The organism is Novosphingobium sediminis, assembly GCF_007991615.1.
GTDB lineage: Bacteria > Pseudomonadota > Alphaproteobacteria > Sphingomonadales > Sphingomonadaceae > Novosphingobium > Novosphingobium sediminis.
Genome location: NZ_BJYR01000018.1, coordinates 122,454 through 140,719, shown reverse-complemented (window position 1 = coordinate 140,719; position 18,266 = coordinate 122,454). Strand labels below are relative to the sequence as shown.

Sequence of the window (18,266 nt, the reverse complement as noted above, 5' to 3'; positions counted from 1 at the left end):
GGCAAGTCCACGCGCGGTTGCTCCATTTCCGAATCAATCCACGCGGCAAGGCGATCCACAGCCGCGCTTTGACAGCGCGCAGCGGCTGGCGCAGGGTTCGCGGCATGACTCAGCAAGCCTCTGACACGCCCGCCGTTTCCGCCGCTCTCACCCGCCGCGAGGCCATTGCCGGCCTTGCCGCGGGCGTCGCCGCCGCCGCGCTGCCCGCGCAGGCGCAAACGGCGGCATCTCCCTCCCCCGCCGCAGCGCTACTGGACGATGCCGCCTGGCGACTGCTGACGCTGAAGCCCGAAACCGCGACCTCGCTGGGCATCGATACCGGTGCGCATGCCGCACTGCGTGGCAGGCTGGATGATCGCACGGAAGCGGGGCAGGCCGCCGTGGCCGCGCTGGTGCGCGCGGACCTGGCGCGGATCGAGGCCATGCCGGATGCCGGTCTGGATCACGCGACCCGCACGAGCCTCGCCGTGGTGAAGAGCGCCTATCGCACCGCGCTTGATGGTTTCGCGCTGCCCTATGGCGACGTGTCGGTCGGCGGCTGGCGCAACACGCCATACGTCGTGATCCAGAACGTCGGCGCCTACATCGACACGCCGCGCTTCCTCGATTCGGATCACCCGATCAATACGAGCGCGGATGCGGAAGCCTATCTGGCAAGGCTCGCGCAGTTCCCGGCAGTGCTGGAAGGCGAGACTGCTCGGCTCAAGGCGACGGCGGCGCAAGGGGTGATTGCGCCTTCGTTCCTGCTCGAAAAGGCGATCAAGCAGATGGGCGCGAGCCTTTCGGCGATGGGGTCGGGCGGCGGCCTCGTCGAATCGATCGAGAGGCGCACGCGCGAGAAGGGCATCGCGGGCGATTGGGGCGCCCGCGCGCGGGAGATCGTCACCAAGCAGGTCGCGCCGACGCTCGAGCGGCAGCTTGCCGAACTGATCGCGCAGCGCAGCAAGGCGGTTCGCGATGCAGGGATGCACACGCGGCCCGGCGGCGATGCGTTCTACGCCTGGGCCCTGCGCGCCAGTACGACGACGCGGATGACGCCCGACGAAATCCACAAGCTTGGCCTCGAATCGCTGGCCGAGCTGCAGGGGCGGATGGACCCGATCCTTCGGAAACTGGGCTATACCAGCGGCACGGTGGGCGAACGGATGACTGCGCTGGGCAAGGACCCGCGCTTCCAGTTCCCCGACAACGACGAAGGCCGCGCGCAGATCATCGCCTTCATCCAGAAGCGCCTGACCTATATCCGCGCGCAGATGCCGCGCGCGTTTTCCAAGCTGGTGCGCGGCAATGTCGAAGTGCGCCGCTTGCCTCTGGCGGAAGAGCCGGGCGCTCCGGGCGCTTATGGCGGTCCCGGCTCGATCGACGGAACGATCCCCGGCAAGATGTGGATCAATCTCGGCACCACGCGGCTGCACAGCACCTACAGCCTGCCGACGCTGGTCCACCACGAGGCAATTCCCGGCCACGTTTGGCAGGGCGAGTATTCCAACCAACTGCCGACGATTCGCGCGATGCTGGCGTTCAACGCCTATTCGGAAGGCTGGGCGCTCTATTCGGAGACGCTGGGCGACGAGCTTGGTGCCTATGACGACGATCCCGTCGGCAAGCTGGGCTACCTCCAGTCCATCGCCTTCCGTGCCTGCCGCCTGGTGGTCGATACCGGCCTCCACGCCCGCGAATGGAGCCGCGAGCAGGCGATCGACTGGTTCGCCAGTACCAACGGTTCGGGCCGCGACGAAGTAACCAGCGAAGTCGAGCGCTATTGCAGCTGGCCGGGGCAGGCCTGCGGCTACTTCATCGGGCGCAGCGAGATCCTGCGCCAGCGCGCGCGGGCACAGGCAGCGCTGGGCAAGGCCTATGATCTGCGGGATTACGACAATGCCGTGGTCGAGGGCGGTAACGTGCCGCTCGATGTGCTGGCGGCAAACATCGACCAGTATATCGCGTCGAAGAGGGGCGGCTGAACGAACGGCGCAGAGCTACCGGGCCGGAGGTTTCAGTCCCGGTCCGGCGCGCCGGGTGGGAAAAAACCGCGGTAGGGGCGCGCATCCTCGACGCAGCGGACCACGGCGGGCAACGCAAGCAGGTGCGCGCGATAAGCGGCCAGACGCGGACATGAGGTTGGGATCGGCACGATCCAATCGGCGTAGAACAACGCCGGTGCCGCAGCACATTCGATCAGGCTGATCGTGGTACTCGGCACGTAGTGCTCAAGCCAGCCCTCCAGCCAGCCATAGGCCCGCTCCAACTGGCTGCATGCCTCGTCGATGCGCGCCTGATCCTTGCCTCCGCCGCGCAAATGTTCGGCGACGGCGGCCTGCATCGGACCCATCACGTAGTTGTCGAACACACGGTCGATCATGCGGACCTTGGCCGCTGCCACCGGATCAACCGGAAGCAACCGCGCCGCGCCAGAATGGTTCAGCCACAGATGTTCGATGATCGAGGTTGCCTCGAACACCTCGGTATCGCCATCGACCAGCAGCGGAAACTTGCCGAGCGGGCTGGCGGCGGCGACGCGCGCGCCGTTTTCCGGCTGATCCGGGCCGAGCATCCGGAAGATGAACGGCGTTTCGCCGGCATGGAGCGCGATCAGCGCCTTCCACGTATAGGACGAAAAGGGATGGCCATAGAGCTCAAGCATCAGCCTGCTCCTGCACGCGCCGCGTCGATCGCGGCGATATCGATCTTGCCCATGGTCATCATCGCCTCGAACACGCGCTTGCGGGCGGCGGGGTCCGGATCGGCCATGCCGCGGGTGAGCGCGCGCGGGGTGATCTGCCACGAGAGGCCCCATTTGTCCTTGCACCAGCCGCAGCGGCTTTCGCTGCCGCCGTTCGCGACGATGGCGTTCCACAGCCGGTCGGTCTCTTCCTGCGAGTCGGTCGGCACCTGAATCGAAAAGGCCTCGCTGTGCTTGAAATAGGGCCCGCCGTTGAGGCCGATGCAGCGAAAGCCGAGCACGGTGAATTCGACAGTGAGGACATCGCCCTGCTTGCCGTCCGGATAGTCCCCCGGCGCGCGGTGCACGGCGGTGATGCGGCTGTCCGGGAAGGTGCCAGCGTAGAACGCGGCGGCTTCCTCTGCCGCGCCTTCGTACCACAGACAGAGGACGGCGTCCGTCACCCCTTCGCGGCCCTGATCAGATCGCGGTCGACCGCCTTGGCGGACTGGTATCCCGCGCGGGTGCGGATGCGTTCGGCATAGGCGGCAAACGAGGGCAGCGGCGGGATCGAGCCGAAATTGAGTCCCCAGTCGATCTGGCTGCCGACATAGACGTCCGCCATCGTGAAGCGCGCGCCGCAGACCCAGTCGCGGCTCGACAGCAGGCCGTCCATGACCTCGATGGTGCGCTCGTAGGTGCCGAAGCCCGCCATTCCCGATTTGCCATCGGGCACGACCCAGCCCATCGCTCGGCTGATGACCGCCTGTTCGAGCGGACCGGCCGCGAAGAACAGCCAACGGTAGTAGTCAGCCTTCTCGGCATCTTGGGGAAGCAGGCCCGCCGCCGGGTGCACATCGGCAAGATATGCGCAGATGCCCGCGCATTCGGTGATGACCCGGCCCCCCTCTGGCGCATGGTGGATCAGCACCGGCACCTTGTTCATCGGATTGGCGCCGACGAGTTCGGGCGGACGGTTGGCCCAATCGACCAGCACATGCTCGTAATCCGCACCGGCCTCATGCAGCGCCCAGCGGGCGATCTGGCCGCGCGACATGGGGACGGTGAAGAAGGTGTAGTCTGCCATCAGGCTGCTCCTCTGGCGCCGACAAGGGCAAAACTCGCGCCTTGCGGATCGGTTCCGGTCAGCGTCCTGTCTCCGCCCGGCACTTCGTGCGGCCCGCTCAGGATCTGCCCGCCGCCGCTGGTTACGGCGGCGGCGGCGTGGTCGATATCTGCAACGCGGATGTACAAGATCCAACCCTTGCGCGGCCAGTCTGGCGGCGCCTGCATGGCCGCACCGATGTCGATGCCGCTGAAATCGATGAAGCAATAATCACCGAGTTCGCCCATCGGCATCGTGCGGTTGAATTCGAAGCCGAAGTGGCGTGCGTAGAAGTCCTTGGCCGCGCCGAGATCGGGGGTCACGAGTTCGTTCCACGAGACGTGCTGGGGCGTGGTCCGATCATAGGATGTGCTGCCTGCATCGGGCCGGTCCTCGGGCGGGTTGGGCTGCATGAGATAGAACGGCATGCCCTGCGGATCGGTCACCATGGCGAAGCTGCCCTCGCCGATGTCCATGCGCCCGGAAAGCTGATGGCCGCCATCGGCCAGTATCTCGGCGCATTTCGCGTCGATATCCGCGGCGTAGAGATAGGGCACCCAAGCCGGATGCGCGCCTTGTGCGATCATGTCTGGCGAAAGGTGGAGTGCCCCGCCCGTGGCACCGCCATCGGCGCGCATGATCATTCGGTAGAAATCGTCCCCCGGTTGCTCGCCCGGGCCATCGATCCGCCAGCCGACGACGGCATCGTAGAATGCCTTCGCCCCGTCGAGATCGGTGGTCATCAGTTCATACCAGACAAAGGGAACGTTCCGACGAGTGGCCATGGCGTGCTTCCTTCGCTTGGGTTCAGGCGGTGGCGAGATCCGGCAATATGCGCTGCATCAGTGACGCTTCCTTGACCGCGACCGCCTGCCACGATGGGCGCGCGGTAACGCGGGCATGCCAGGCAGCCGTCCTCGGATAGGAATGTGAATTCGGGCCATGGCCGACGTAAGTCAGCGTGCACAGCATTGAGGCGATGGTGATGTCGGCGATCGAGAAACCGCCTTCGACCAGCCAGCCATCATCCGGCACAACGCTCTCGATGTAGTCGAAAATGCGCGGCAGTTCGGCTTCGCCCTCAAGGGCAAGCGCTTCGTTCCCCGGCTTGCCGAGGAGGCGCGGGCCGACCACGCGGTTGAACAGGATCTTGAGGCCCGAGGCGGCAAAGATCGTATCGCCGAACTCATCGAACCATACCGCCATGCCGCAGGACTTGGGGTCTGCCGGGATCAGCGCCGGATCGGGGTACTTCGCTTCAAGATAGTGCACGATTGCCGACGAATCGGCGAGCGTGAAGCCCTCGTCGTCGATGGCGGGAATCTTGGCGAAGGGGCTGGCGGCAAGGAACTCCGGGTCCGTGCTGCCCGGGCCGCCGCGCGCAGGGGTGTAGTCCACGCCCTTTTCGCCCAGAACCACCGCAACCTTGCGGACAAAGGGTGACAGCAATCCCCCATACAATTTCATAGCATCCGCCTCCCGCGGTCGAGTCAGCACGCAAAGATTATTGCAGGCTTTGGCTGGCCCGTATAGGCGATGAGGCGATGACCGATATCCCAAACCTGCAGGCCGATACCCGCGCCACCACCGTCCTTGCCGCCCCCGATACCACGCTGAGCGTGCGGGAGACCTTCGGCATTCCCATCGACATGACCGTTCCGGCCTTCTCGGTGGCCGACGAGCGCGTGCCGGATCTCGATCCGAACTATGTGTTCGATCCGGATACCACGCTGGCGATTCTGGCGGGTTTTGCCCACAACCGCCGCGTGATGGTGCAGGGCTATCACGGCACCGGCAAGTCGACGCACATCGAGCAGGTGGCTGCGCGCCTCAAGTGGCCGTGCATCCGCATCAACCTCGATGCGCACATCAGCCGCATCGACCTCATCGGCCGCGACGCGATCGTGCTGCGCGACGGCCTGCAGGTGACTGAATTCCGCGAAGGTCTGCTGCCTTGGGCGCTGCAGACGCCGACGGCGCTGGTGTTCGACGAATACGACGCGGGCCGCCCCGACGTGATGTTCGTGATCCAGCGCGTGCTGGAAACCGAAGGCAAGCTGACGCTGCTCGACCAGAACCGCGTGATCCGCCCGAACCCCAACTTCCGCCTCTTCGCCACGGCGAACACGGTGGGTCTGGGCGACACGAGCGGGCTCTATCACGGCACGCAGGCGATCAACCAGGGCCAGATGGACCGCTGGAACATCGTCGTGGCGCTGAACTACCTCCCCGCTGCGACCGAGATCGACGTCGTGACGAAGAAGGTGCCGGGCCTCGATGCGAAGACGGCGGCGGACATGGTCCGCGTGGCCGACCTTACCCGCAAGGGCTTCATCGCCGGCGATATCTCGACCGTGATGAGCCCGCGCACGGTGATCAGCTGGGCGCAGAACACCGGCATCTTCGGCGATACCGGCTTTGCCTTCCGCCTCTCGTTCCTCAACAAGTGCGACGAGACGGAACGCGTGCTGGTGGCCGAATATTACCAGCGCGTGTTCGGCAAGGATCTGCCCGAAAGCGTCGTCGGGAAGGTCTGAGAATCAAGAAAGGGGCGCCCGGCAAGGCGCCCCCTTTTTTTCGTCAGGCAGTCGGCACCACGAGATACTTCTCGCCAGTGCGCCGCGCATTGTATTCCGCCACCGCAGCCTGATCGAGCATGCCCTCAAGGCTGACTTCGGCCTTGTAGTGGCTGGCGAACGTGGTGGTGAGATCGCGCGCGACGCGGGCGCGCATCCGTCCCACCGTTTCCATGCCGGCCTTCGCCATGAACGGCGTGAGCAGCCATCCGCCGAGATCCCAGGTAAGCCCAAAGGCGCGGTTGAGGATCGTCGGCCCCAGATCGAGCGCGCCGTAGATATAAACCTTCTTGGCCACCGACGAGCCATAGCGGCTGAACGCTGCACCGCGGCTGGCGGAAGATTCCATCGCCGCGAGGATCTGCCCCGCCAGTGTGCCGCCGCCGATCGGATCGAAGCCGAGCATCGCGCCGGTTTCATGGATCGCATCGGTGAGCGCGGCGTTGAAGCCGGGCGCGGTCATGTTGAGCACATGCGTTGCGCCGAGGCCCTTGAGCAGCGCAACCTGTTCTTCGCTGCGCACGATGTTGACGAGCGGAACGTTGTCTTCCTGACAGATGCGCACGAGCATCTGGCCAAGGTTGGAAGCAGCAGCGGCGTGGACGAGGCCGGTGAAGCCTTCCATCCGCATCGTCTCGACAAAGCCCAGCGCGGTCATCGGGTTGACGAAGCTGGAGGCGGCCTGCGCGGCGCTCACGCCCTCGTCCACCGGCAGGCACATGCCCGCCTCGGCATAAGCGTAGCTGGCATAGGCGGTGCCCGGCACACAGGCGACGCGCTTGCCGATCAGCGCCTGCGCGGCAGGGCTATCACCCGCTGCGACCACGATCCCGGCGGCTTCGTTGCCCGCCGGCATGTCAAGCCCATGGCGCGCGGTCATCGCACGGGTGGCGTTTTCCGGCATCTTCGCGACGACCTTGCCGGGGGTATATTCGGCGTTGGCGGTATCGGCAGAGGCGAACAGCAGGCCAAGATCCGAAGGGTTGATCGGCGTCGCCTCGACCTGCACGAGGACCTGGCTGCCGGTGGGCGCATCCCACGTCTTGGGCACGATCTGGACGGTGAGCGTGCCGTCTGCGTCGAGTCGGGTGGTGAGCTGCTTGCCGGTGAATGCCATGTTTGTCTCCCGAATGGTTGCCGCGCCGGATTGGCTCCGACGCGAGTTTCAAAGCGCAACCTAGCGGCTCATTCGCCGGGGTAAAGCGCGCCCATGAAATAGAGCCCATCGGGCGGCGCATTATGACCCAGCCGCCGCCGGTCAGCGGCCTCGAGCGCATCGCGCATGTCGGCGGCGGTCCAGCGCCCCTCCCCCACAAGCGCGAGGCAGCCGACCATCGAGCGCACCTGATGGTGGAGGAAACTGCGGGCCTCCGCCGCGACGATCACATGATCGCCCTCGCGCCGCACGGAAAGATGGCGCAGCGTTTTCACCGGGCTGGCCGACTGGCACTGGGCCGAACGGAAAGTGGTGAAATCATGCCTGCCGACAAGGACTTGCGCCGCCTCGTGCATGGCGCCTGCGTCCAGATCCTGCGCGATGCGCCAGGCACGCCCGGCCTCCAGCACCAGCGGGGCGCGGCGGTTGGCGATGACGTATTCGTAGGAGCGTCCAAGGCAGGTGAAGCGCGCATGCCAGTCCTCGCTGACTTCCACGCAATCGAGCACCGCCACCGCCTGCTCCGCCAGCCGCAGCCGCGCATTCAGCGCCTCGCCCATGCGGAACGGCGGCAGCGTCTTCTCGCTATCGAAATGCGCGCGCATCGCCCGCGCATGGACGCCGGTATCGGTGCGTCCGGCGGAATGGAGCGTGACGGGGTGTCCGACGACGGTCTCGGCCGCTTCCTCGAACGCCTGCTGGACGGACGGGCCATGCGCCTGCCGCTGGAAGCCCATGTAGGGCCGGCCATCATATTCCAGGGTGAGCGCGTAGCGGGTCATCGTGTGCTGCCAAGGGTGCCGCCAGCATCCGACGACAAGCTCAGAATGAGCGGATGTGGGAGGAAGTCCCCAAAACGAAACCGCTCGTGCTGAGCATGTCGAAGCACAATGCGCCGCGCCCGCCCCATCACCCGAGCACCGCCCCCGCCGCAATCGTCCGCCCGCGCAGCAGCGCGGCGGTCTCCATCGCCGGTTTGCCCGCGCGCTGGATCAGCGTGGGCCGCAGGGCGCCCTCCCCGCAGGCTATGGTGAGCGCGGCATCGAGCGTGACGCCCGGCGCGCCCGAGCCTTCGACAACCTCTGCCGCCAGCACCCGATAGCGTTCGCTATCCAGTTCGAAAAACGCCCCCGGTGCCGGCGCAAAGGCGCGGACCTGCCGCTCCACATCGACCGCGCTCCGTGTGAAATCGAGGCGGCTCTCCGCCTTGTCGATCTTGTGGGCATACGTCACGCCCTCCTCCGGCTGCACGACCGGAGGATGCCCGGCCAGATCGGCCAGCACCGAAACCATCAGCGCTGCGCCCTTCTCGGCGATCTCGGCTGTGAGCTCGCCCGCCGTCTTGCCCGCAATCGGCGTCTCCACCGTCGCCAGCATCGGCCCAGTATCGAGCCCACGCTCCATCTGCATGATGGTCACGCCCGTCAGCGCATCTCCCGCCAGAATTGCGCGCTGCACCGGCGCCGCCCCGCGCCAGCGCGGCAGCAGCGAACCGTGGACGTTAAGGCAGCCGTGGCGCGGCGCATCGAGGATCGGCTGCGGCAGGATCAGGCCATAGGCCGCCACCACCGCCACATCGGCCTCCAGCGCCGCGAACGCGGCCTGCTCGTCCGCTTGCCTGAGCGAAAGCGGCGTGCGCACTGCAATCCCGAGCGCTTCTGCCACCCGGTGCACGGCCGAGGGCTGCAACTGCTTGCCCCGCCCCGCCGGACGCGGCGGCTGGCTGTAGGCGGCCACGACTTCGTGTCCGGCCGCCACCAGCGCCTGAAGGGTCGGCACCGCGAAATCGGGGGTGCCCATGAAGACAATGCGCATAACCGAGGGAAAGGCCTTTCGTTTGCCGCAACCGGCCCTATCTCTCACCCCATGGCATCGCAAGAGATCGAGGCATTGGCGAGCGCGCTGGCGCGGCTCCCGGGGCTTGGCCCCCGCTCGGCGCGGCGTGCGGTGCTGTGGCTTATCAAGCGGCGCGAGACCAGCCTTGTGCAACTGGCCGAGGCGCTGGAAGGCGTGCGCGCACGGCTCGTCGAATGCACCACATGCGGCAACGTCGATACTGCCAACCCCTGCAGCGTCTGCACCGATCCCCGCCGCGATGCCCGCGCGCTCTGCGTGGTGGAGGAAGTGGCCGATCTCTGGGCGCTAGATCGCTCGCGGCTGTTCACCGGGCGCTATCACGTGCTCGGTGGGCGGCTTTCCGCGCTGGAGGGCGTAGGGCCGGAGGACCTCTCGATCGGCCAACTCCTCCAGCGGCTGGAAGCGGGCGGAATCGACGAAGTGGTGCTTGCGATGAACGCCACGCTGGAGGGCCAGACCACCGCGCACTACATCGCCGAGCGCATCGAGCATCTGCCGCTGCGCGTGACCCAACTGGCCCACGGCCTGCCGGTCGGCGGCGAGCTCGATTATCTCGACGAGGGCACGCTGGCGCAGGCGCTGCGCGCGCGGCGGCCGGTCGGTTAGCCAGCCCACCCCTAACCCCTCCCGCAGGCGGGAGGGGAACTACGTCGCACCCTTCTGCTCCCCTCCCGCTTGCGGGAGGGGGCGGGGGTGGGCCGGACCACAAGACCACCTTGCGACTCCGCGCCTCCACGCTTATCTGAGCGCCATGGCTATCCGTGAAATCCTCGAAGTCCCCGATCCGCGCCTCAAGCAGATCTCCGCGCCCGTCACCGTGTTCGACGAGGAGCTGAAGACGCTCGTCGCCGACATGTTCGAGACGATGTACGATGCGCCCGGCATCGGCCTCGCCGCGATCCAGGTTGGCGTGCCGCTGCGCGTGCTGGTGATCGACCTCCAGCCCGATGATCCGGATGCTGAACCGGTCGCCTGCAACCACGACGGGCACCACCACCATCACCAGCCGACCAAGCGCGAGCCGCAGGTCTTCATCAACCCTGAGATCCTCGCCCCTTCCGAAGACCTGCGCGTCTACAACGAAGGCTGCCTCTCGGTGCCCGAGATGTACGCCGAAGTGGAGCGCCCGGCCCGCATCCGCGCGCGCTGGCAGGACCTTGATGGCAAGGTCCACGAAGAGGACATGGACGGCCTGATGGCAACCTGCCTCCAGCACGAGATGGACCACCTCGAGGGCATCCTGTTCATCGACCACCTCTCGCGCCTCAAGCGGCAGATGGTGCTGAAGAAGCTGGAAAAGCTGCGCCGCGCGGCGTGATCCCCATGGCGCTTTGGCCCGTGCTTGCGCTGCGGGTAGAAGCAGGATAGGTTCACGCTTCGTTCCAGTTTCGGAGTCGGCGTGGACAGCACCTTTGCTTTCGTTTTCGTGATCGTCGCGCTGCTGGCGGGGCTTGCTGTCGGCTGGTTTCTGGGTGCGCGACCAATTGCCGAATGGCAGGCGCGCCTCACCGCGCGTGATGGCGAGGCGCGCGAACTGGACGAGAAGTTTCGCCGCGCGATCACCGAACTCGCCGCAGCCAGCGTGAAGGCGCAGGCGCACGATGCGCTGGCGGCAAACATGGTCCTGTTGCGTGAGGAGCGCGATTCGCTTGCGGCGCAGTTCGCTGCCGCGCAGGAACGCGCCGCCGATGCAGACCGGATGCGCGCAGAACTGGCCACGCTCCGTGCGGACCGCGAAGCCCTGCGCGCAGAGCTGGAGCGGATGAAGGCCGATGCCGAGAACTTTGCCGAGCAGAAGCGCCTGCTGATCGAGGCGCAGGAGAGCTTGCGCAAGGAATTCGAAAACGCCGGTCACAAGGTGCTAGAACGCGCGCAGGAAGCCTTCCTCGCCCGCGCCAACGCGCGCTTCGCCGAAAGCGAGAAGACCAGCGAGGCGCGGCTGAAGGCAGTGCTGGAGCCGGTCGGCGCGCGGCTCGAGAAATACGAGCAGCAGGTGCAGGAACTGGAAGCCAAGCGCGTCGATGCGTTCGGGCAGCTCAGCGGCCTGATCGAGGGCATGCGCCAGGGACAGGAAGCGGTGCGCACCGCTGCGCTGCAACTGGGCAATTCGCTGCGCAATGGCCCCAAGACGCGCGGACGCTGGGGTGAACTGCAACTGCGCAACGTGCTCGAACAGTGCGGCCTCGCCGAACACACCGACTTCGTCACCGAGCATTCAGTCGATACCGAGGACGGGCGGCTGCGTCCTGATGCCATCGTCAAGGTGCCGGGCAACAAGATCCTCGTGATCGACGCCAAGGTCTCGCTCAACGCCTATCAGGATGCGTTCGAGGCGGCGGACGACGATGCCCGCGCGGTGGCACTTGCGGCGCACGTGCAATCCATGCGCAATCACATCCAGACGCTCGGCGCCAAGAGCTACCAGAGCCAGTTCGACGAAGCGCCGGACTATGTGCTGATGTTCGTGCCGGGCGAACATTTCATCGCCGCCGCGCTCGAACGCGATCCCGCGCTGTGGGACTTCGCCTTCGAACGCCGCGTGCTGCTCGCTTCCCCCACCAACCTTGTCGCCATTGCGCGCACCGTAGCGCAAGTCTGGCGGCAGGACGGCCTGGCGCGCGAGGCGCGCGAGATCGGCAAGATGGGTACGGAAATCTATGAGCGTATCAGGGTCGCCGCCGAGCATCTGAAGCGTGTTGGTGGCGGCCTTCAATCCGCGGTCAGCAACTATAATAAGTTCGTTGGTAGCTTCGAACGCAATGTCCAGTCAGCAGCAAAGCGCCTTCGGGACAAAGGTGTAGAGATCAGCAGCGAAATTGATGAGGTAGCTCTGGTCGATGTGGTCCCGCGCCACGCCGAGCAGAGCCCACTCCTTGCTTTGGTTGAATCAGAAGGCGAACCGGCCGCGGAGTGACAGAATGTCGGCGGTAGCCGCCAACGTCATCTAGCGCCCTTTTCTGGTCATTCCCGCGAAAGCGGGAATCAGAGACCATGGGCGCCACGATCGCGCTGTCCCCCCCACCTTCATTGGGATGACGAATGAAAGTGGAATGGAGCAGTGCGCCTAATCGCCCAGCGCGGCCAGCACTTCGTAGGCGAGCACCGCCGCCGCAACCGCTGCATTGAGGCTGTCGGCGCGGCCCTTCATAGGCATCGTCACGCGCAAGTCGCAGGCCATTTCGTATTCTTCCGGAAGGCCGCGCGATTCGTTGCCGACCATCACGAAGCACGGCGCGGCATAGGGCGCGCCGCGATAGGGGACCGCCTCGCGCAAGCTGGCGGCGACCAGTTGCCCCTCACCCGCGCGCAGCCAGCCGAGGAAATCATCCCATCGCGCCTGCGCAAGCGGCACGGTGAACACCGCGCCCATGCTCGCGCGCACGGCTTCGACCGAGAACGGATCGGCGCAATCATCGAGCAGGATCACCCCGCCAGCGCCCACCGCATCGGCGGTGCGCAGCATCGTGCCGAGATTGCCCGGATCGCGCATCGCCTGCGCCACCAGCCACAGCGGCGCGCGGTTGCGGTCAAGCGCTTCAAGCCGTGTATCCCATTCGGCGAAGACGCCCGCGACGGCCTGCGGATTATCCTTGCCCGTCACCTTGGCGAGCAGTTCCTCGGGCATTTCGATCACGTCGCCGCCGGCCGCCGCTACGGCCACTTCCAGCGCATCCAGCAGCGGATGCGCCTCGCGCGCCTCGGCCATCAGGAGCAGTTCGGGCAGGCGGCCGCATTCGCGCGCATCGGTGAGCAGGCGCAGGCCCTCGGCCAGGAAACGGCCCTCGCGCTTGCGATGCTTCTTCTCGCGGAGTGCGCGGACGGCCTTGATGGTCGGGTTGGAAAACCCGGTGATCTGTCGGCGGGTCATCAGGCGTTCGCCTCAGTCTTCGCCGAAGCCGTCCTTGACGAGCCCGGCAACTTTCATGAGCACGGCTTCCGCATCCAGCCCGGTTACGACGATCTCGACATGGTCGCCCTTGGCCGCGCCAAGCATCATCAGGCCGAGGATCGAGCCGCCCTGCGCCTCGGTCCCGTCCTTGATGACCTTTACGTCGACGCCTTCGGGCAGACGCGCCACGGCGTTGACGAACTTCGCGCTTGCCCGCGCGTGCAGGCCGCGCTGGTTGATGATGAGTACCGTCTCGCGCGCCGTGGTCACGTCACTGGATGTGGGATCGGCGGCGTTTTCGGTCATAGTCAGGCGTCCTGCCCCAGAAATTCGGAAGCGATGGTGATGTAGTTGCGCCCCGCATCGCGCGCGGCGGCGGTGGCTTCACGCACACCCATCGCACTGCGTGCCTTGGCGAGGCGGATCAGCATGGGCAGGTTGATGCCCGCGATCACTTCGACCTTGCCCGCTTCCATCAGCGAAATCGCAAGGTTGGACGGGGTGCCGCCGAACAGGTCGGTCAGGATGATGACGCCGGAGCCGGAATCGACCCGCTTGATGGCGTCCGCGATTTCCTTGCGGCGGCGCTCCATGTCGTCATTGGGTCCGATGCAGACCGCGACGATATCGGGCTGCCGGCCAACGACATGCTCCATCGCATGGATGAATTCGTCGGCAAGGGCGCCGTGGGTGACGAGGATGAGACCGATCATCAGTTGGGGTGGCTCCGAAGGGCGATGCGGCAAGGCGCCGCGTTCAGCATGGGCAGTTTCGGTTGAGGCTGGTGCCGCATCCGGCTGAATGCCCGATCGGTCCCGCCAACTTCCAGTGCATGCCCATTCCCCCGATTCCTGCCTGTCTCCCCGGAAGGACGGCAGTGTCTTGTCTTTTTCATGTCTGCGCGCCTTCGACCATGTCGGCAGCGCGCGACCCTAGGTTGCGATGCAGCAATGTGGGAGAAAATCCCGCATCGCGCAAGGCAGAAGCGATTTGTTCGGCCATGAACACCGAGCGGTGGCGCCCGCCAGTGCAGCCGAAAGCGATGTTCACATACGCTTTCCCTTGCGCCTGGAAGCGCGGGAGCAGCAGCAGGAGGAGATCGCGGATCCGCGCGAAAGCCTCGCTAAATGCCGGATCGCGGCGGATATATTCGCCCACCGGCGCGTCCTTGCCGGACATCGGGCGCAAGGTATCGTCCCAGTGCGGATTATCGAGAAAGCGCATGTCGAACACGAGATCCGCCAGCGGCGGAGTACCGCGCGAAAAGCCGAAGCTGCTGATCGTGAGCGTGGTGCGCTGCGGCGTATGATCGCCGAACTGTTCGCGAATCGCCTGCTGAAGATCGTTGGTCGAGAAATCGGTGGTGGAGACGACGACATCCGCCCAGCGGCGCAGCGGCTCCAGCAGCTCGCGCTCGGCCGCGATGCCAGTAGCGGCGGGCTTGTCCTCGCTCATCGGGTGGCGGCGGCGGGTTTCGTTGTAGCGGCGTTCGAGTTCGGACCCGCCGCAATCGAGAAACAGCGTGGTGACGGTGAGATCAGGCCGCGCGGTGAGGCGCTTCACGCGCTCGATCGTCCTCGCCGGATCGAAACCGCGCGTGCGGGTATCGAAGCCGATCGCGAGCGGGGAGCCTGCATCAAGCTGCGCCGAGCCGGGCTCGGTCTCGAGCAGGCGGTCGAGCAGGCGGATCGGGAAATTGTCGATCGCCTCCCAGCCCATGTCTTCCAGAGTGCGCAGCGCGGTCGTCTTGCCGGCGCCAAGCACACCGGTGACAAGCAGGATGCGCTGCGGTTTCACTTGCTGTTCCGACTCAGCCGACATGCCGCGTGGTTTGCGCCCAACACCGCGCGAAGGAAAGACCGCAAGGGTGCAACGGGCGTGGGAAAGCCTGCCGCACTGTTTCGCTTTGCGACATCCGGCTCAAACCGCGAGGCCATATTGGCGCAGCGCGAGTTCGGCGCGCAGGTGGATGACGGGGCTCTCCGGCCAGATCCGGATGAGGGGTAGCACCGCGCCGTGGCGGGTGACTTGCTCAGGTTCCTCGATGAAACGCGGCGCATCAGGCGTAAGCACGATGACGAGCGCGACGGGCACGCCGGCAAGGACCGGCATGGTAACAAACCCGAGACCGCGCACTTCGAGAAGGCCAGCTGTGGCTGGAACAGGGCTTGCCAGAAGATGCGCGCCGCGCCGTTCCAGCGCAACGCCGTCATCGCCCACCAGCATCGCGCCGCGATCAATGAGGGCCAATGCCAGGCTCGATTTGCCGGCACCGGGCGCGCCTTCGATCAGGACCGCCCGGCCAGCGATGGCCACGCAGGTCGCCTGATGGTTCATTCCTCGTCCTCCCCTGCCATCGGGAGTTCGAGAACGAGCTGCGCGCCGGGTTCGCCGCCGGGGCGATCGGTGATGGTGAGGCTGCCTTCATGCGCTTCGGCAATCGTGCGCGCGATGGCAAGACCAAGGCCGCTGTGCGCACCGAAGGCTTCGGCATCGGGGCGCACCGAGTGGAAGCGTTCGAACACCTTCTCGCGCTCGGCAGGCGGGATGCCGGGACCATCGTCGCACACGGCAAGGAAGACGCGGCCTTCACTGCCCCACACGACCACTTCGACCGTGCCGCCGGGCGGCGAGAACGAGACGGCGTTGTCGAGCAGGTTTTCGAGCACGCGTTCGAGCTGAAGGGCATCGCCGCGCACCAGCGCCGTGCCGCCACCGCGCACCATGCGGATCGGGCATGCCTCGCGGTCGGGCCGGGTGCCGCGGGCACCGACCACATCCCCGGCAAGGCCCGCAAGATCGAGCGGGGCAAAGGTGGCGCGGCTCAATTGCGCATCGATTCGGCTGGCGTCGGCGATTTCGGTGATGAGCCGGTCGATGCGCTGGACATCGTGCGCGGCAATGGCGGCGAGCTGCTGGCGCAGCGCAGGATCGTCGATTTTCTCCATCGTCTCCAGCGCGCTGGAAAGCGAGGCGAGCGGGTTCTTGAGCTCGTGCGCCACGTCCGCCGCGAAGCTCTCCACCGCGTCGATGCGCTGGCGCAGCGCGGTGGTCATGTCGGAAAAGGCGCGGGCAAGCAGGCCGATCTCATCGCCGCGTTCCGGAAGGCGCGGCACGACGACCGCGCGGTCGCGCCCAAGCCGGACGCGCACCGCAGCACGCACCAGCGCGCGCAAGGGCTGGACGATGGTGCGCGCGAGGAACAGCGAGAGCTGGATCGACAGCATGAAGGCAACGCCGATGATGATGCCCAGCGACTGGCGCGCATCGCGGACAGACTGGGTGACATCGGTCGCATTGCGAAGCGCCAGCAACATCTCGCCTTTGGTGCCGACGGGCGTGGCTGCGGTAATCACCGGCGTGCGATCAGGCGCATAGCGCAGATAGACCTCGGTCGCCTGCGCATCACGGGCACGGGCGATTTCGGGCCAGTTGGCCGCGCCGGTTTCGGGCGGCTCGCGGTAACGCTCGATGGCTGGCGCGCCGACGATGAAATCGACGCCGCGATCGAGCAGCCGTGCGGCAGTGGTGTACCACGCCTCCTGATCGGGATCGGCGAACGCGAACGGCGGCGGGGCAAGGCGGAAACTGTCGGCGATCAGGCCGCCCTTCGCATCGTAGAGCGTAAGACGTAGTTTCTGTGCGGTGCCGATTTCCGCAAGCACCTGCTGTGCTTTGGTCGGGCGTGCTTCGGTGAGTGCAATGGCCGCGATTTCAGCTTCGGCCCGGGCCAGCTTGAAGCGTTCGTCAAGGAGCTGCTTGCGGTAGCTGTCGAGGTAGAAGAACGAGCCGGCGAGCAGCGCCAGCGCGATGACGTTGACCGCGAGAATGCGCACCGTGAGCGACACGCCGCGCACCCGCCATGAACGGCGGCGCTGTCCGGCGTGGGTCGCGACCGGAGCCGGTTCAGGAATCGGTGAAACTGTATCCGGCGCCATAGAGCGTCTCGATGGCGGCGAATTCGGCATCCGCCGCGCGGAACTTGCGCCGCAGCCGCTTGATGTGGCTGTCGATCGTGCGGTCGTCGACGAAGACATCGTCGTGGTAGGCAGCGTCCATCAACTGGTTGCGCGTTTTTACCACGCCGGGGCGCAGCGCGAGCGCTTCGAGGATGAGGAATTCGGTGACGGTGAGCGAAACCGCTGCCCCATCCCACGTGACCGTGTGGCGCGCCGGATCCATCACGAGGCGGCCGCGGCGGATCGGTTCGGGCAGCGGCTGCGTCTCTTCGTCGGCATCGGCGGGCCCTGCTGCATCGCTGCGCGCGAGTTCGGAGCGGCGCAGGATCGCGCGGATGCGGGCGATCAGCAGGCGCTGGCTGAAGGGCTTGGCGATGTAATCGTCGGCGCCCAGCGAAAGGCCGAGCGCCTCGTCGGCCTCGGCATCCTTGCTGGTGAGGAAGATGACCGGAAGCTGGCTTTTCTCGCGCAGGCGCTGGAGCAGTTGGAGCCCGTCCATGCGCGGCATCTTGATATCGCAGACGGCAAGGTCAGGCGGGTTTTCGAGCAGCGCCTTCAAGGCTGCGGCGCCATCGTAATAGAGGCGCGTGGCGAAGCCTTCGGCCTGAAGCGCGATCGAAACCGTGGTGAGAATATTCCGGTCGTCATCCACCAGCGCGATTACCCGCGGATCATCGCCGGAGCGCAGCGGCGCGCGGGGAGCGGACGGAGCCGGAGGTTGCAGGGCGTCGGACAGGGCGGCTTCCGGTCTGGCTGGCGGCTTGGCAGGGCCTTGTCGATTACCGGTTCGCCCCCCTGCTGGCAACCGGGGCTGGCAACCGGGGCTGGCAACCGGCGCCGACGACACGAGCGATTATCCAGTGCAGTTGTGCGCGGTGCAACTTGCTGCGCAAAAAACTTGGTTGCCGCGAGGGCATTTGACGCAGCATGGCGGGGTGGCTATGCGCCAATCCGGACTCAGCGCATTCGTATGCAGTAATGCGACGGATTCGCCGGCGGACGAAAGCATTCTGGGTGTGATTGCAACGCGGGGCCATGCCTCGCCCGGAGCTCAAATCGGCC

At 66.3% G+C, this 18,266-nt stretch carries 20 protein-coding genes; 5 read left to right on the top strand and 15 right to left on the bottom strand.

The genetic code is table 11. The features are described from left to right. The first annotated feature begins 104 nt into the window (after positions 1-104). The gene (locus tag NSE01_RS13950; protein ID WP_147160248.1) at positions 105-1,964 is read left to right on the top strand and encodes a DUF885 domain-containing protein; all 1,860 of its coding nucleotides are present in this window, start codon (positions 105-107) and stop codon (positions 1,962-1,964) included. A 32-nt stretch (positions 1,965-1,996) separates the two neighbouring features. Here the strand turns inward: NSE01_RS13950 and NSE01_RS13945 are convergent, their stop codons facing one another. From NSE01_RS13945 to NSE01_RS22020, 5 genes are read right to left on the bottom strand one after another with little or no spacing between them, the layout of a single operon-like run. Further along, a complete protein-coding gene (locus NSE01_RS13945; RefSeq protein WP_307725989.1) occupies positions 1,997-2,644 on the bottom strand; it encodes a glutathione S-transferase family protein in 648 nt (215 codons plus the stop codon). Next, the gene (locus tag NSE01_RS13940; RefSeq protein WP_147160247.1) at positions 2,644-3,126 is read right to left on the bottom strand and encodes a VOC family protein; all 483 of its coding nucleotides are present in this window, start codon (positions 3,124-3,126) and stop codon (positions 2,644-2,646) included. The genes NSE01_RS13945 and NSE01_RS13940 overlap by 1 nt, the downstream gene beginning before the upstream one ends. Beyond that, the gene (locus NSE01_RS13935) at positions 3,123-3,749 is read right to left on the bottom strand and encodes a glutathione S-transferase family protein (RefSeq protein WP_147160246.1); all 627 of its coding nucleotides are present in this window, start codon (positions 3,747-3,749) and stop codon (positions 3,123-3,125) included. The genes NSE01_RS13940 and NSE01_RS13935 overlap by 4 nt, the downstream gene beginning before the upstream one ends. Then, positions 3,749-4,552 carry a VOC family protein gene (locus tag NSE01_RS13930; protein ID WP_147160245.1) on the bottom strand — a complete coding sequence of 268 codons (804 nt, stop codon included), beginning with the start codon at positions 4,550-4,552 and terminating at the stop codon, positions 3,749-3,751. Before NSE01_RS13930 ends, NSE01_RS13935 begins: the two co-directional genes overlap by 1 nt. 22 nt (positions 4,553-4,574) lie before the next feature. Continuing rightward, positions 4,575-5,234 carry a glutathione S-transferase family protein gene (locus NSE01_RS22020; protein WP_147160244.1) on the bottom strand — a complete coding sequence of 220 codons (660 nt, stop codon included), beginning with the start codon at positions 5,232-5,234 and terminating at the stop codon, positions 4,575-4,577. Between the two features lie 77 nt (positions 5,235-5,311). Here NSE01_RS22020 and NSE01_RS13920 point away from each other — a divergent pair, with 77 nt between their 5' ends. Then, positions 5,312-6,304, top strand: coding sequence for an AAA family ATPase (locus NSE01_RS13920; protein WP_147160243.1), 993 nt, complete (start codon positions 5,312-5,314; stop codon positions 6,302-6,304). A gap of 43 nt (positions 6,305-6,347) precedes the next feature. Here NSE01_RS13920 and NSE01_RS13915 read toward each other — a convergent pair whose 3' ends face one another. The 3 genes from NSE01_RS13915 to fmt all read right to left on the bottom strand — a co-directional run bounded on the left by NSE01_RS13915 (position 6,348) and on the right by fmt (position 9,314). Then, complete coding sequence (locus tag NSE01_RS13915) at positions 6,348-7,460, bottom strand: zinc-binding dehydrogenase (protein WP_147160242.1); 1,113 nt, start codon at positions 7,458-7,460, stop codon at positions 6,348-6,350. A gap of 68 nt (positions 7,461-7,528) precedes the next feature. Next, positions 7,529-8,281, bottom strand: a complete 753-nt coding sequence (truA, locus tag NSE01_RS13910; RefSeq protein ID WP_147160241.1) for a tRNA pseudouridine(38-40) synthase TruA — start codon at positions 8,279-8,281, stop codon at positions 7,529-7,531. 127 nt (positions 8,282-8,408) lie between these two features. After that, positions 8,409-9,314 carry a methionyl-tRNA formyltransferase gene (fmt, locus tag NSE01_RS13905; RefSeq protein WP_147160240.1) on the bottom strand — a complete coding sequence of 302 codons (906 nt, stop codon included), beginning with the start codon at positions 9,312-9,314 and terminating at the stop codon, positions 8,409-8,411. A 51-nt stretch (positions 9,315-9,365) separates the two neighbouring features. Here fmt and recR point away from each other — a divergent pair, with 51 nt between their 5' ends. The 3 genes from recR to NSE01_RS13890 all read left to right on the top strand — a co-directional run bounded on the left by recR (position 9,366) and on the right by NSE01_RS13890 (position 12,270). Then, positions 9,366-9,962 (top strand): recombination mediator RecR, encoded by a 597-nt coding sequence (gene recR, locus NSE01_RS13900; RefSeq protein ID WP_147160239.1) that lies wholly within the window; start codon positions 9,366-9,368, stop codon positions 9,960-9,962. Between the two features lie 145 nt (positions 9,963-10,107). Beyond that, positions 10,108-10,674, top strand: a complete 567-nt coding sequence (gene def, locus NSE01_RS13895) for a peptide deformylase (protein ID WP_147160238.1) — start codon at positions 10,108-10,110, stop codon at positions 10,672-10,674. Between the two features lie 81 nt (positions 10,675-10,755). Then, complete coding sequence (locus tag NSE01_RS13890; protein WP_147160237.1) at positions 10,756-12,270, top strand: DNA recombination protein RmuC; 1,515 nt, start codon at positions 10,756-10,758, stop codon at positions 12,268-12,270. A gap of 150 nt (positions 12,271-12,420) precedes the next feature. On the opposite strand, the gene NSE01_RS13885 is transcribed toward NSE01_RS13890, so the two are convergent. The 7 genes from NSE01_RS13885 to NSE01_RS13855 all read right to left on the bottom strand — a co-directional run bounded on the left by NSE01_RS13885 (position 12,421) and on the right by NSE01_RS13855 (position 17,892). Beyond that, positions 12,421-13,224, bottom strand: a complete 804-nt coding sequence (locus NSE01_RS13885; RefSeq protein ID WP_174812053.1) for a TrmH family RNA methyltransferase — start codon at positions 13,222-13,224, stop codon at positions 12,421-12,423. 12 nt (positions 13,225-13,236) lie between these two features. Further along, a complete protein-coding gene (locus tag NSE01_RS13880; protein ID WP_147160319.1) occupies positions 13,237-13,515 on the bottom strand; it encodes an HPr family phosphocarrier protein in 279 nt (92 codons plus the stop codon). 38 nt (positions 13,516-13,553) lie between these two features. Beyond that, complete coding sequence (locus NSE01_RS13875) at positions 13,554-13,958, bottom strand: PTS sugar transporter subunit IIA (RefSeq protein ID WP_054120369.1); 405 nt, start codon at positions 13,956-13,958, stop codon at positions 13,554-13,556. 178 nt (positions 13,959-14,136) lie between these two features. After that, positions 14,137-15,066, bottom strand: coding sequence for an RNase adapter RapZ (rapZ, locus tag NSE01_RS13870; RefSeq protein ID WP_147160235.1), 930 nt, complete (start codon positions 15,064-15,066; stop codon positions 14,137-14,139). Positions 15,067-15,165: 99 nt separating this feature from the next. After that, positions 15,166-15,582 (bottom strand): HPr kinase/phosphorylase, encoded by a 417-nt coding sequence (locus NSE01_RS13865; RefSeq protein ID WP_147160234.1) that lies wholly within the window; start codon positions 15,580-15,582, stop codon positions 15,166-15,168. Next, positions 15,579-17,183 (bottom strand): sensor histidine kinase, encoded by a 1,605-nt coding sequence (locus NSE01_RS13860; protein ID WP_147160233.1) that lies wholly within the window; start codon positions 17,181-17,183, stop codon positions 15,579-15,581. The genes NSE01_RS13865 and NSE01_RS13860 overlap by 4 nt, the downstream gene beginning before the upstream one ends. After that, complete coding sequence (locus NSE01_RS13855; protein ID WP_218033278.1) at positions 17,152-17,892, bottom strand: response regulator transcription factor; 741 nt, start codon at positions 17,890-17,892, stop codon at positions 17,152-17,154. Before NSE01_RS13855 ends, NSE01_RS13860 begins: the two co-directional genes overlap by 32 nt. Positions 17,893-18,266: the final 374 nt, after the last annotated feature.

Bases quoted from the DNA above. Each gene is read 5' to 3' on its own strand.
- NSE01_RS22020 (WP_147160244.1), bottom strand. From the start codon at position 5,234: ATGAAATTGTATGGGGGATTGCTGTCACCCTTTGTCCGCAAGGTTGCG.
- NSE01_RS13885 (WP_174812053.1), bottom strand. From the start codon at position 13,224: ATGACCCGCCGACAGATCACCGGGTTTTCCAACCCGACCATCAAGGCC.
- NSE01_RS13915 (WP_147160242.1), bottom strand. From the start codon at position 7,460: ATGGCATTCACCGGCAAGCAGCTCACCACCCGACTCGACGCAGACGGC.
- def (WP_147160238.1), top strand. From the start codon at position 10,108: ATGGCTATCCGTGAAATCCTCGAAGTCCCCGATCCGCGCCTCAAGCAG.
- recR (WP_147160239.1), top strand. From the start codon at position 9,366: ATGGCATCGCAAGAGATCGAGGCATTGGCGAGCGCGCTGGCGCGGCTC.
- truA (WP_147160241.1), bottom strand. From the start codon at position 8,281: ATGACCCGCTACGCGCTCACCCTGGAATATGATGGCCGGCCCTACATG.
- NSE01_RS13950 (WP_147160248.1), top strand. From the start codon at position 105: ATGACTCAGCAAGCCTCTGACACGCCCGCCGTTTCCGCCGCTCTCACC.
- NSE01_RS13945 (WP_307725989.1), bottom strand. From the start codon at position 2,644: ATGCTTGAGCTCTATGGCCATCCCTTTTCGTCCTATACGTGGAAGGCG.
- NSE01_RS13930 (WP_147160245.1), bottom strand. From the start codon at position 4,552: ATGGCCACTCGTCGGAACGTTCCCTTTGTCTGGTATGAACTGATGACC.
- rapZ (WP_147160235.1), bottom strand. From the start codon at position 15,066: ATGTCGGCTGAGTCGGAACAGCAAGTGAAACCGCAGCGCATCCTGCTT.
- NSE01_RS13860 (WP_147160233.1), bottom strand. From the start codon at position 17,183: ATGGCGCCGGATACAGTTTCACCGATTCCTGAACCGGCTCCGGTCGCG.
- fmt (WP_147160240.1), bottom strand. From the start codon at position 9,314: ATGCGCATTGTCTTCATGGGCACCCCCGATTTCGCGGTGCCGACCCTT.
- NSE01_RS13935 (WP_147160246.1), bottom strand. From the start codon at position 3,749: ATGGCAGACTACACCTTCTTCACCGTCCCCATGTCGCGCGGCCAGATC.
- NSE01_RS13865 (WP_147160234.1), bottom strand. From the start codon at position 15,582: ATGAACCATCAGGCGACCTGCGTGGCCATCGCTGGCCGGGCGGTCCTG.
- NSE01_RS13875 (WP_054120369.1), bottom strand. From the start codon at position 13,958: ATGATCGGTCTCATCCTCGTCACCCACGGCGCCCTTGCCGACGAATTC.
- NSE01_RS13920 (WP_147160243.1), top strand. From the start codon at position 5,312: ATGACCGATATCCCAAACCTGCAGGCCGATACCCGCGCCACCACCGTC.